At 73.2% G+C, this 12151-nt stretch carries 12 protein-coding genes and 1 tRNA gene; 7 read left to right on the top strand and 6 right to left on the bottom strand.

The window, feature by feature from the left end; translation table 11 throughout:
• Positions 1 to 23: 23 nt before the first annotated feature.
• Positions 24 to 100: transfer RNA gene (locus B0E53_RS07825), tRNA-Pro, on the bottom strand.
• A 76-nt stretch (positions 101 to 176) separates the two neighbouring features.
• Positions 177 to 1070 carry a metallophosphoesterase gene (locus tag B0E53_RS07820; RefSeq protein ID WP_107075392.1) on the bottom strand — a complete coding sequence of 298 codons (894 nt, stop codon included), beginning with the start codon at positions 1068 to 1070 and terminating at the stop codon, positions 177 to 179.
• A 25-nt stretch (positions 1071 to 1095) separates the two neighbouring features.
• On the opposite strand from B0E53_RS07820, the gene B0E53_RS07815 reads away from it, so the two are divergent.
• The gene (locus B0E53_RS07815) at positions 1096 to 1551 is read left to right on the top strand and encodes a GatB/YqeY domain-containing protein (protein ID WP_107075391.1); all 456 of its coding nucleotides are present in this window, start codon (positions 1096 to 1098) and stop codon (positions 1549 to 1551) included.
• Positions 1552 to 1620: 69 nt separating this feature from the next.
• On the opposite strand, the gene B0E53_RS07810 is transcribed toward B0E53_RS07815, so the two are convergent.
• Positions 1621 to 4062, bottom strand: a complete 2442-nt coding sequence (locus tag B0E53_RS07810) for a transglycosylase domain-containing protein (protein WP_107075390.1) — start codon at positions 4060 to 4062, stop codon at positions 1621 to 1623.
• Between the two features lie 402 nt (positions 4063 to 4464).
• Between B0E53_RS07810 and B0E53_RS07805 the strand changes: the two genes are divergently transcribed.
• Positions 4465 to 4785 (top strand): WhiB family transcriptional regulator, encoded by a 321-nt coding sequence (locus B0E53_RS07805; protein ID WP_107075389.1) that lies wholly within the window; start codon positions 4465 to 4467, stop codon positions 4783 to 4785.
• A 22-nt stretch (positions 4786 to 4807) separates the two neighbouring features.
• On the opposite strand, the gene B0E53_RS07800 is transcribed toward B0E53_RS07805, so the two are convergent.
• From B0E53_RS07800 to B0E53_RS07790, 3 genes are read right to left on the bottom strand one after another with little or no spacing between them, the layout of a single operon-like run.
• Positions 4808 to 5959 (bottom strand): ArsA-related P-loop ATPase, encoded by a 1152-nt coding sequence (locus B0E53_RS07800; RefSeq protein WP_168215267.1) that lies wholly within the window; start codon positions 5957 to 5959, stop codon positions 4808 to 4810.
• Positions 5960 to 6013: 54 nt separating this feature from the next.
• On the bottom strand, positions 6014 to 6988 hold the full coding sequence (locus tag B0E53_RS07795; protein ID WP_107075388.1) for an ArsA-related P-loop ATPase: 975 nt from the start codon (positions 6986 to 6988) through the stop codon (positions 6014 to 6016).
• 26 nt (positions 6989 to 7014) lie between these two features.
• Complete coding sequence (locus B0E53_RS07790; RefSeq protein ID WP_107075387.1) at positions 7015 to 7602, bottom strand: hypothetical protein; 588 nt, start codon at positions 7600 to 7602, stop codon at positions 7015 to 7017.
• Between the two features lie 330 nt (positions 7603 to 7932).
• Between B0E53_RS07790 and B0E53_RS07785 the strand changes: the two genes are divergently transcribed.
• The 5 genes from B0E53_RS07785 to B0E53_RS07765 all read left to right on the top strand — a co-directional run.
• Complete coding sequence (locus B0E53_RS07785; RefSeq protein WP_107075386.1) at positions 7933 to 8382, top strand: hypothetical protein; 450 nt, start codon at positions 7933 to 7935, stop codon at positions 8380 to 8382.
• A gap of 62 nt (positions 8383 to 8444) precedes the next feature.
• Positions 8445 to 8609: a DUF4177 domain-containing protein gene (locus B0E53_RS07780; RefSeq protein WP_091316921.1), complete on the top strand. Its 165-nt coding sequence runs from the start codon at positions 8445 to 8447 to the stop codon at positions 8607 to 8609.
• Positions 8606 to 9067 (top strand): RidA family protein, encoded by a 462-nt coding sequence (locus B0E53_RS07775; protein WP_107075385.1) that lies wholly within the window; start codon positions 8606 to 8608, stop codon positions 9065 to 9067. The genes B0E53_RS07780 and B0E53_RS07775 overlap by 4 nt, the downstream gene beginning before the upstream one ends.
• Before the next feature lie 118 nt (positions 9068 to 9185).
• Positions 9186 to 10016, top strand: coding sequence for an MBL fold metallo-hydrolase (locus B0E53_RS07770; RefSeq protein ID WP_107075384.1), 831 nt, complete (start codon positions 9186 to 9188; stop codon positions 10014 to 10016).
• On the top strand, positions 10013 to 12151 hold a 2139-nt coding region (locus tag B0E53_RS07765; protein WP_146167615.1), incomplete at its 3' end, for an adenylate/guanylate cyclase domain-containing protein. The genes B0E53_RS07770 and B0E53_RS07765, both read left to right, overlap by 4 nt.

The raw sequence follows: 12151 nt of genomic DNA, 5'->3' as shown, positions 1-12151 counted from the left end.
CTCTCACCTGGCCCTGCTGCCTCTGGTCGGGGTGGCCGGATTCGAACCGACGACCTCTTCGTCCCGAACGAAGCGCGCTACCAAGCTGCGCCACACCCCGAGGCGTGCCGACAAATAGTAGCCCACCCGCCCCGATGGTCAAACTCCGTACCCCCCGGCCCCGGGACGCGGGTCGGTCAGCGCGGGATCAGGGTGAGCACGCTCGCCTCCGGGGGGCAGGCGAAGCGCACCGGCGCGGTGGGGTGGGTGCCCAGGCCGGCCGAGACGTGCAGCCAGGAGTCGGAGCCGGGCCAGCGGTGCAGTCCGCGCGCCATCGACCGGGGCAGCCCGCAGTTGGTGACCAGCGCGCCGTACCCGGGCACGCAGACCTGCCCACCGTGGGTGTGGCCGGCGAGCAGCAGCCCGAAGCCGTCCGCGGCCATCCGGTCCAGCACGGCCGGCTCCGGGGAGTGGGCCAGTGCGATGGAGAGCGCCGCGTCCGGGCTGACCGGCCCGGCCACGGCCGCGTAGTCGTCCCGCTCGATGTGCGGGTCGTCCACACCGACCAGCTCGATCTCCCGGCCGCCGGCCTTGAGGGTGGTCCGCGCGTTGTTGAGGTCCACCCAGCCGGCGCCGGTGAGGACGTCGCGCAGCTCCTCGTACGGCAGCGGCACGCCCTCGGTGTACTCCCGGTCGGGCAGGAAGTAGGTGAACGGATTCTTCAGGACCGGCCCGGTGTAGTCGTTGGAGCCGAAGACGAAGGCGCCGGGCAGGTCGAGCAGCGGTTGCAGGGCGCGCAGCACGCCCGGCACGGCGTCCGGGTGGGCCATGTTGTCCCCGGTGACCACCACCAGGTCGGGGTCGAGGGCGGCCAGCGAGGCCACCCAGTCCTGCTTGCGCCGCTGGTCGGGCATCATGTGCAGGTCCGACAGGTGCAGTACGCGCAGCGGCTCGGCGTCGGTCGGGAGCACCGGTACGTCGTACCGGCGCAGGGTGAACATGTTGCGCTCGATGAGCGACGCGTAGGCCAGGGTGGCCGCCCCGGCGGCGACGGTCCCGGCCGCGAGCCGGAATAGTGTGCGCTTTCGCATGGCGTTCAGGGTAGTTTGACCGTCCATGAGCACGCTGAAGGACCGTCTCACCGCCGACATGCGCGCCGCTCTCAAGGCGCGCGACGAGCTGACCACCTCCACGCTGCGGATGGCCCTCGCGGCCGTCGGCACCGCCGAGGTCGCCGGCAGGGAAAAGCGCGAGCTCAGCGACGACGAGGTGCTCGCGGTGCTGACCAAGGAGGCGAAGAAGCGGCGCGAGGCCGCCACCGCCTTCGCCGACGCGGGTCGCGCCGAGCAGGCCGGCAAGGAGACCGCCGAAGGCGAGGTGCTGGAGCGCTACCTGCCGAAGCAGCTCTCCGACGACGAGCTGGCCGAGCTGGTCTCGGGGGCGCTCGCCGCGGGCGGCTTCACCGGCAAGGCGCAGATGGGCCCGGCCATGAAGGCGGCCCAGGCCGCCGTGGCGGGCCGGGCCGAGGGCGGCCGGGTCGCCGCGGAGGTACGCCGCCAGCTCGGTCTCTGACCGCACTCATCAGACGACGAAGCGGGCGGGCACCCCCGGTGGGGTGCCCGCCCGCTGGCGTTACTCGGGTCAGCCGCGCGGTCGGCCCGGGCGGCCCTGGTTGGGCGGCGGTGGGACCACCGGCCCGCCGGTGCCGGTGCCGGGCTTGGGCTGGCCGCCGCCGGCGCTCACCTCGATCATCACCACGCCGCCCTTGATGGTGCGCCCGTCCGGACTGGTGCCGGCCGCGGTGCCCACCGGGCACTCGGAGGGGACCTTGCTGTCGGAGACCACCGGCTCGAAGCCGGCGCCGCGCAGCCGCGACCGGGCGGTGTCGATGGACTCGCACTTCACCCCCGGGATGGAGCGCTGGTCGCCCTCGATGATCTTCCCGCTCGGCGGGGTGAAGTTGACCCGCTCCTTGCCCTTCATGGCGTCCCGCAACGTCTGGTAGACCGCCGGGTTGATGCCCCACGGCACCTCGTTGTGCTTCATCCGCTGGTTGGTCTGCGGCCAGTCCGGGTCGGCCTCGATGCCGGCCACCGCGTACTGCTTGGTCATGGCGACCAGAGCGGAGGTCTTGTCCCCGTCGGTGGTGCCGGACTTGCCGGCCACCGGGGCGTTGACGATGCCGCGGACGTTGCCCGCGGTGGCGTTCTTGCACTTGGAGGTCGAGGAGCGGTCACCGACCGGGCAGCGGGCCGCGTCCACGGCGGCCCGGGCCACCTCGGTGCTGATCCGCTGCTCGCAGTGCGGGTTGGCGATGTCCAGCTTCTCGCCGTCCGGGCCACGGATCTCCTGCACCGGGATGGGCTCGCAGTATTTCCCGTCCGCAGCCAGGGTGGCGTACGCGTTGGCCAGTTCCAGCGGAGTGGTCTGCGAGACGCCCAGGGTGAACGCGCCCCACTGGTGCGCGGCGTCCTTGTTCGCGGCGAAGCTGGCGTCGTTGGAGGCGCGGAAGGTGATGCCCAGCTTCTCGGCGGCCTTCACCACGTTCTCCGCGCCGACCCGCTGCTGGAGTTCGACGAAGAAGGTGTTGACCGAGGCGCCGAAGCCGCTCCACATGTTGTGCACGCCCGCCATCGACTTCCCGGCGTTCACCGGGCAGTAGAAGTGTGTGCCCTTGCAGGCTGCCGGGTTGCCCGAGTCGATGATGTATTCCGACTTGAACTGGTGCTGGGCGTTGATGGTGTAGCTGAGCGGGTAGCCCTTCTCCAGGGCCGCCACCAGCGTGAAGATCTTGAACGTCGAGCCGGCCTGGTAGCCGGTGATGCCGGCGCCGCCGGTGACCAGGGGGTTCACCGTGTTCGGGCGGTTGCCCCGGATGTTCTTCTTGGCCTTCTTCGGGTCGCTGGAGATCTTGTTCTGCGGGTGCTCCGGATCGTCGAGCTTGAAGTTCCGGTTGACCGCGATGGCGCGGACCCGTCCGCTGCCCGGCTCGACGACGGCCACCATGCGGGCGGCCGTGCTGTCCTCGCTCAGATGGTTTCGGACCGCCTTGTCGGCGCCGTTCTGCGCCTGCACGTCAAGGGAGGTGGTGATGGTGTAGCCACCGCTCTTCAGCCGCCGCTCCCGGTCATAGGAGGTGGAGCCGAAGGTCTCCTGCTGGAGCCACCAGCGGTAGAAGTAGTCGCAGAAGAAGCCCCAGGAGCGGGTGTTGGTGGCGACGCAGCCGTTCGGGGTGCGCTTCTTCGCCACCTTGAGCTTGATCTGCTTGGCCTGGTCGGCCTGCTCCTGGGTGATGGCGCCGATCTGCACCATGTTGTCGATGACGTAGTCGCGCCGGCCGACCGCCTCCGGGTAGCCGGCCGGGGTGGTGGGGTCGAACGCGGTCGGCGCCTTCACCATGCCGGCGAGCATGGCCGACTCCTGGATGTCGAGCTTGCTCGGCGGCTTGTTGAAGTAGACCTGGCTGGCGGCGTAGATGCCGTACGCGCCGTTGCCGAAGGCGGCGATGTTCAGGTAGCGCCGCAGGATCTCGTCCTTGGAGAGTTCCTTGTCGATCTGGAGCGCGTAGCGCATCTCGCGCAGCTTGCGGGCGCTGGTGTCCTCGGTCGCGGCGACCACGTCGGCCGGGTGGGTGGCCGAGTAGGAGATGGCCAGCCGGACGTACTGCATGGTGAGCGTCGACGCGCCCTGCCGCTGGGCCCCGGCCTGGTTGTTGACGAACGCCCGGGCCACGCCGTTGAGGTCCACGCCGTTGTGCTTGTAGAAGTCGTGGTCCTCGGCCGCGATGATGGCCTTCTGCATGATCGGCGCGATGTCCTTGAGTTCCACGTCGCGCCGGTTCTCGTCGTACATTGTGGCCAGCGGGGTCTTGCCGTCGGCGGCCAGCAGGTAGGTGATCTGCGGGGCCCGGGCCACCGTCAGTTCCTTGGGCAGCGCGCCGAAGGTCTCGGCTCCCGCCTTTGCGGCAAGTCCGGACATCGCCACCGCGGGGAAGGCCGCCGCTGCGACCACCACGCCGGCCAAGAGGCCACAGATGAGTAGCGATGCGGCGTTGGTCAGCACGTTGTGGTCACGTTTCCGCATCCAGGTCACCTCGACAGGGTACGCGAGTAGGGAACGAGGGGCGCGCGGGGAAGTTTCCCCATTTCCTGCGCGCGCCGACCTCGTTGTGCTAAACGCACGAACCCCGGTGCGTGGTTGCGTGAAACCTGGCAGAAGTCTCCCCCGAACGGGGGAGCGGCGCAGCGTTTTCACGTACTCGCGCCGGGTAGACGGCGGGCGAAAGCCCGGGAAGCCGGGAGTGTCCGGAATGATGGATTTCGCCGACAACGTTGCGTAATCAGGCGACTACACAGCATGATGGTGGCGGCGACAGCAGCCACACGTCGTCCGCGCCGCCCTGGGGAGGCCGGCCCGGACGACCGGGGGGAATTCGACGGCTGGTCGCGCGAAGTCGGTAGGTACTGCAAGGGGGGACGTGTACAGATGGGCATGATCACTGACTGGCCGTCACTGGCGGCGTGTCAGAACGGGGACCCGGACGCGTTGTTCGTACAAGGCGCCGAACAGAACGTGGCGAAAAGGATCTGCCGGAGCTGCCCAGTTCGGTACGAGTGCCTGGCCGACGCGCTCGACAACCGGATCGAGTTCGGTGTGTGGGGTGGCATGACCGAACGCGAGCGCCGGGCGTTGCTGCGCCGTCACCCGCAGGTCACCAGCTGGCGCAAGATGTTCGAGGCGGCCATGAAGAAGAACGCCAGGGAGAAGGCCGGTCGGGACAAGGTCCTCGTGACCACGGCCAACTGACCGGCGCACCGGCCGGCGGTGCTCACCGCCGGCTGATCGCCTCGCCGATCGTCCGCAGCCCGTCGACGTCGTGCACGTCGGCGGGCTGCGCCGTCACCGACACCGCCGGCACCTCCGGGAACGCCTCGGTGAACCGGGCCGCCACCCGCTGCTCACGTACCGCCTGCTCGGCCAGCGCGGCGTGCGCCCGCAGCACCTCGGCGGTGCTCTCGTGCCCGCCCGCGCCGGCAAGCCGCTCCGCGGCGGCCAGGCTGTCCGCCGCGGACAGCTCCGGCACCGCCGGCCGGTGCACCCGGTTGAGCACCAGGCCGGCCAGCGGCATCCGCTCGGAGCGCAGCCGGCCGGCGAAGTAGGCGGCCTCCCGGACCGCGTCCGGCTCCGGCGCCGCGACCAGCAGAAACGCCGTCTCCCGGGCCTGGAGGATGCGGTACGTCTGCTCGGCCCGCTGCCGGAAACCGCCGAACATCGAGTCCAGCGCGGCGACGAAGCCGGACAGGTCGGTGAGCAGCTGCGCGCCGAGCACCTTCTGCACCACCTTCGAGAACATCCCGAAGCTGGCCGTCACGAAGCTGAACATGCTCCGCCCGCCGCTGCGGGCCGGGGCGAGCAGCAGCCGCAGCATCCGGCCGTCGAGGAAGCGGGAGAGCCGGGCCGGCGCGTCCAGGAAGTCCAGCGCCGAGCGGGACGGCGGGGTGTCCACCACGATGAGGTCCCACTCGCCCCGGGCGTGCAGCTGGCCCAGCTTCTCCATCGCCATGTATTCCTGGGTGCCGGCGAAGGTCGAGCTCATGGCCTGGTAGAAGGGGTTCGAGAAGATCTCCGCTGCCTTCGCCGGATCGGTGTGCTGGAGCACCACGTCGTCGAAGGTGCGCTTCATGTCGAGCATCATGGCGTGCAACTGGCCGCCGCTGTCGTCGACGTCGATCCCCTTGACCTGGCGCGGGGTGTTGTCCAGCTCGGTCAGGCCGAGCGACTGGGCCAGCCGGCGGGCCGGGTCGATGGTGAGCACCACCGTCCGCCGGCCGTGCCGCTCGGCCGCCCGCAGTGCCAGCGCCGCCGCGGTGGTCGTCTTGCCCACTCCGCCCGCCCCGCAACAGACCACGATCCGCACGCCCGGATCGGCGAGGATGTGGTCGACGTCCAGCGGTGGCGCCGCGTCTTCGGAAGGCACCAATCGAGCGTATCGGTCTCGAGGGTCTCTCTGCTCCGTGCCGGCCGCAGGTGTGAGTCAATCCGCCCGGACGAGCGTCTCGGCCAGCGTCTCGAGCCCGGCCCGGTCGACCCCGGCGGGCAGCAGCGGCACCTCGGTCAGGGGCAGGTTCAGCTCCACCAGGTCGGCGCGGAGCGAATCCTCCAGCTCCCGGCGTACGTGCTGGTCGCGGGCCTCGGCGGCGAGGCCGGCCACGGTCCGGGCGTCGGTCGGCAGGCCGGCGGCGGCCAGCCCGCGCTTCAGTTCGGCGGCGGTCACCGGACGACCGGCCGGCACCGGGGGACGGGCCCCGTTGACGATCACCCGGCCGACCGGGAAGCCGAGCTTGGTCAGCTCGGCGATCGCGTCGACGGTCTCCTGGACCGGCATCTCCTCCAGCAGCGTGACCACGTGCACGGCGGTCATCGGCGAACGGAGCAGCGCGGAGACGCCCTCGCTCTGGGTCTTGATCGGGCCGACCTTGGCCAGCCGCGCGGTCTCCGCGGTGACGTTGAGGAAGCGGCCGATCCGCCCGGTCGGCGGCGCGTCCAGCACCACCGCGTCGTACACCCGGCGCTGCCCGCTGGTCCGGGTGGTCGCCTCCTTGACCTTGCCGGTGAGCAGCACGTCCCGCAGGCCCGGGGCGATGGTGGTGGCGAAGTCGATGGCGCCCAGCTTGCGCAGCGCCCGCCCGGCGGCGCCGAGCTTGTAGAACATGTCCAGGTACTCGAGGAGCGCCTCCTCGGCGTCCACCGCCAGGGCGCGCACCTCGCCGCCGCCCGGGGCGTCGGCCAGGTGCCGTTCCTCGTAGGGCAGCGGGTCGGTGCCGAAGAGCTGGGCGATGCCCTGCCGCCCCTCCACCTCGACCAGCAGGGTGCGCCGGCCGCCGGCGGCCAGCCCGAGGGCCAGCGCCGCCGCCACGCTGGTCTTGCCCGTGCCGCCCTTGCCGGTCACCACGTGCAGGCGGGCCGGCCATCTGCCGGCGGACTCGGCCGGCTGCTCAGTCGCTGCCACCCGTCGAGCCTATCCAGCGGCCGGGGTCAGCCGACCTCGCAGACCCACCAACCCGTCTTCCGCACCACGGTGAAGCGCAGCTCCTGGTCGGCCACCTTCTCGTCGGCGGTGGTCATGGTGACCTTCGTGCTGACCGTGGCCCGGTCCCCGGTCTGGTTGTCCACCTTCGGGGTGGTCCAGCGGAACCGCGGGTTCTGGTACTGCCCGGCGTACTTCCGCACCTCGTCGACCTTGGCGGCGATCTTGTCGTCGTCGCGGGACGCGGAGCAGACGAAGGTGGCCGCCTTGCGGGCGTCCCGGTCCTGGTAGACCGCGGTGAGGAAGCCGTCCACCGCGACCGTCGGCTCCTTGGCGCCCCGGCCGTCCTCGGCCTGGCGCAGGGTGAGGAACGCGGCCGTGCCGCCGCCCCCGCAGAGCAGGATCGCCGCGCCCAGCACGATCGAGGCGATCAACAGGCCGCGCCGCTTCTTCGGGGCCGCCGGTTGCGGGTACGGCGGGTAGCCGGGCGCCGGCGGGGGCAGGGCCCCGGGGGCCGGCGTGGCGCCGGCGGGCGGCTCCTGGTGGGCGGGACCTCCGGGCGAGCCGGCGGCGCCACCGATGGGCGGTTGGGTCATGTGCTCCCCCGGAGTGCGGCGCGCCGCCGCCGCCCCAGGCGACGGACACGTGATCGAGCGTGGCGGGCGTCCAGACCGGAAGGGTAGCGGTCGGCGGGCGGCTTGCCAGCCCCGCGTCCGCCGCGCCGCGCCACACCGGACGTGAGGCCGCCGTCGCATTCCGGACCAGCGATGTGTCGCATATGTGACTGAAGGTGATCAGCCGTGCGCGTCCCGTTGCCGGGACTCCGCGCAGGTCCTACGTTCGTCGCGATGCGGGGGCCGGACCGGGCAGGGGTTCCGAGCCGGATGGTGGTGACTGTGGACAGGTACGAGGCCCGGAGGCAGCGGATGCGCGACGCGGAGAACATTCCCCGAGCCCAGTTCACCCCCGGTGAGCGGGCGGGACGGCCCGGCGACGCCGAGGGGCCCGGTACGGGAGCGCCGTTCAACGAGCGGTCCTACCGCCCGCCGGCCGAGGTGCTCCGCACCCTGGTCCGGCCGGGCGGGCGGGGCCGGGACGAGGACGAGCCCGGCTACGTCATCCACCTGCCGGTCCGGGTCCCCGACCTGGTGGCGGCCACCGCGCTCGCCGGCACCGTGGCCACCTCGCTGGGCTTCCTCAGCGAACTCGACGCCGGCGAGACGACCGTCTCCACGGCCGACGACCAGAACAACCGGCACCGGGTCTTCTGCGACCTGCTGCTGCCCGACCGCACCCGGTGCCCGCAGCGGTACGACCACGAGGGCCCCTGCGGAGAGCCTTCCGGTACGCCCGAGCAGCGTCCCGCGTCCTCGTAACAGCGCCGGACCGTAGGCTGTGCCTGACCGAAGTCCATGCCAGGCAAGGGAGCCTCTACCCGATGCAGAAGTGGGAATACGCCACGGTCCCGTTGCTGGTCCACGCGACCAAGCAGATCCTCGACAACTGGGGCGAGGACGGCTGGGAGCTGGTCTCCGTGGTTCCCGGCCCGAACCCGGAGCAGCTCGTCGCCTACCTGAAGCGCCCGAAGGGTGCCGGCGCATGAGCAACGGACCGCACGCGAAGCTCGCGGAACTCGGCCTGACCCTGCCCGAGGTGGCGTCGCCGCTGGCCAGCTACGTGCCGGCCGTCCAGTCCGGGCAGCACGTCTACGTCTCCGGCCAGCTCCCGCTGGCCGAGGGCAAGCTGCTCGCCACCGGCAAGGTCGGCAACGGCGTCTCCGCCGAGCAGGCGAAGGACCTGGCGCAGCGGTGCGCGCTGAACGCGCTCGCCGCGATCGACTCGCTGGTCGGCCTGGAGAACGTCGTCAAGATCGTGAAGCTGACCGGTTTCGTGGCCAGCGCGCCCGGCTTCACCGGCCAGCCCGGTGTGGTCAACGGCGCCTCCGAGCTGTTCGGCGCCGTCTTCGGCGAGGCCGGCCGGCACGCCCGCAGCGCGGTGGGCGTGGCCGAGCTGCCGCTCGACGCCCCCGTCGAGGTCGAGGTCATCGTCGAGGTGGCCTGACGCTCCGTACCCGCGATCTTGCGGTTGCCAGGCGGGCAGACAGCCCGCGGGGGGACATAACACCTGGCGGAACCGCAAGATCGCGGGGAGTGGCGGGCGGGGTCGTACGATCGCTGCCATGGGTGGGCGTGTGACCGGAGCCGCAGCGGCGCTCGCGGACGAGTTGCCGGAGTGGGTGACGCTGGTGCGTGCCCCCAACCCGGGGCCGATGACGCTCGACGGCACGAACAGCTGGGTGCTGCGCGCCCCGGGCGCGGCGCACGCCGTGGTGGTCGACCCCGGCCCGGCCGACGAGGAGCACCTGGCCGCGCTCACCGCGCACGGCCCGGTCGGGTTCGTGCTGATCACCCACGGGCACGCCGACCACACCGAGGGCGCACCGCGGCTGAGCGAGCTGCTCGGCGGCGCGCCGGTCCTCGCCGTCGACCCGGCGCACACCGTGGGCGGCGTGCCGCTGACCCCGGACACCGCGCTCGACGCCGGCCTGGAGATCCGCCCGCTGACCACCCCCGGGCACACCGCCGACTCGGTCTGCTTCCTGGTCGCCCACGGCGACGAGCGGGTCGTGCTCACCGGCGACACCATCCTCGGGCGGGGCACCACCGTGGTCGCCCACCCGGACGGGCACCTCGGCGACTACCTGACGAGCCTGGAGCTGCTCGCCACGTACCGGGGGATCCCGGCGCTGCCGGGGCACGGCCCGGCGCTGGCCGACTGCGGGGCGGCGGCCGAGTTCTACCTGGCCCACCGGCGGGCCCGGCTCGACCAGGTCCGGGCGGCGGTCGCCGCCGGCGCGACCACCGCGCCCGAGGTGGTCGAGCGGGTCTACGCGGACGTCGACCGGTCGCTGTGGTGGGCCGCCGAATGGTCGGTCCGGGCCCAGCTGGAGTACCTCGGCGTGACCGCCCGGGAATCCGACGCCGGGGGTCCGGGGTTGGAGCAACAGTGACCTGCCCGGTGTGTGGCACCGTCGCCGTACCCGGCGCGCGGTTCTGCCACAACTGCGGGGCCGCGCTGCCGGCCGCCGCCACGCTGCCCGCCGCCGAGCGGCGGGTGGTCACCGTGCTCTTCGGTGACCTCTCCGACTTCACCTCCTGGTCCGAGGACCTCGATCCGGAACGGGTCGGCGCGGTCACCGACCGGGTGCTGGCCGCCCTGGCCGGCGCGGTCAAGACCTTCGGCGGGCACGTCGACAAGCTCACCGGCGACGGGATCATGGCGGTCTTCGGCGCGCCGGTGGCGCACGAGGACGACGCCGAGCGGGCCGTCCGGGCCGCGCTCTCCATGCAGCGGGCGGTCCGCCGGGTGCTCGACGACGAGCGGGGCGGCGGCGCGCCGCTCGGCCTGCGGGTCGGGCTGAACACCGGCGACGTGATCGCCGGCATCCAGGCCGCCATCGAGTACACCGTCATCGGCGACACGGTGAACACCGCCGCCCGGCTCGCCGACGCCGCCGCCGTGGGCGCGGTCTACGCCGGGGCGCGCACCTCAGCCGCCACCCGGCACGTCGCCTCCTGGCGGGCGCTGCGCCCGCTGCGGCTCAAGGGCAAGCGCGAGCCGGTCGAGGCGTACGAGCTGCTCGGCCTGCTGGACGCGCCGGGCACCCGGTCCGGCCTCGGCGACGAGGCGCCCTTCGTGGGCCGGGAGACCGAGATCGGCCGGGTCGCCGGCCGGCTCGCCGAGGTGATCGACCGGGGCGAGCCGCGGGTGCTGCTGATGACCGCCGAGGCGGGGATCGGCAAGTCCCGGTTCGCCGCCGAGGTGGAGCGCCTCGCCGCCGGCTACGACGTCGGCGCCGGCCGGTACGCCGCGCACACCGGCGCCCGGGTCCTCTCCGTCCGCTGCGCCGCGTTCGGCGAGCGGCGCCGGCTCGCCCCCCTCGCCGACCTGGTCCGGGCGGCGGTCGGCCTGCCCAACGACGCCGCCACGGCGCTCACCCGGCCGGCCGTCGAGGAGCGGCTGCGCCGGCTCGGGCAGCGCCTCGGCCGGCTCCCCGGCGACCTGCCCCCGCTCGCCGTGGACCAGCTCCTGGCGCTGCTCGGGTACGCCGAACTCCCCGCCGCCGCCGAGAACGGCGAGTGGAACGCCGCCTCCCCGCCGCCGGACGCCGAGGCGGTGCCCAACGCGGTCGCCGACCTGCTCAGCGCGCTCGCCGTCGAGGCGCCGCTGGTGGTGGTCGTGGACGACCTGCACGACGCCACCGCGGAGACCATCAACGCGCTCGGCCTCACCCTGTCCCGGCTCAGCGGCCCGGTGCTGGTGCTGCTGCTCGGCCGGCCCGAGCTGGTGCGGACCGCCGGCGCGCTGACCCGGGTCGCGGACGCGGAGGTCCACGCGCTGCCCCCGCTGCGCGGCGCCGACGCCTCCCGGCTGCTCACCAGCTATCTGAGCGGCGGCAAGCTGTCACCGGGCGACGCGGACCGGCTGCTCGCCACCGCCCAGGGCAACCCGTTCTACCTGGCCGAGCTGGTCACCCTGCTGATGGAGCGGGGGGCCCTGACCGCCGGCCCGGGGCGGGACGCCAACGTCGGCTGGCGGCTGGCGCCCGGCTCGCTGGGCAGCCGGCTGCTCTCCCGGGACCTGGCCGCCGTGCTCGCCGCGCGTATCGACGCGCTGCCGCCGGACGCCCGCTCGGTGCTGCGGGACGCCGCGGTGGTCGGTGACACGGTGCCCGACGGCGCGCTGGAGGCGCTGCGCGAGCAGCGCGTCGGGCGGGACGGCCGACCGGCCGCGGTGGCGGCGGTCGAGCTGGACCGGGCCGTGGAGGAGCTGCTGCAACGCCGGATGCTGCACCGCACCCGCACCGGGTTCGCCTTCGCCACCCCGCTGATGCGGGAGGCCGCGTACGCCGGGGTGAGCAAGGCCGAGCTGGCCGAGCGGCACGCCGCGCTGGCCCGCTGGGCCGCCCCGGAGAGCGCCGACGGCGCCGCCACCCCGCCGGGCGGGTTCACCGAGTCCGCCCGGGACGACTTCGTCGCCGAGCACGTCGAGCGGGCCGCCGTACTCGCCGACGCCGTCAAGCTGCGCCCGGACGCGCCGGCCCGGACGGTGGTCCCGCTGGGCGTGGCCGCGCTGGGCCGGGCC

Source organism: Micromonospora sp. MH33 (assembly GCF_003013775.1).
GTDB lineage: Bacteria > Actinomycetota > Actinomycetes > Mycobacteriales > Micromonosporaceae > Micromonospora > Micromonospora fulviviridis.
Note: the sequence above shows the minus strand (reverse complement) of the source record. Positions and strands in the feature narration are given on the sequence as shown.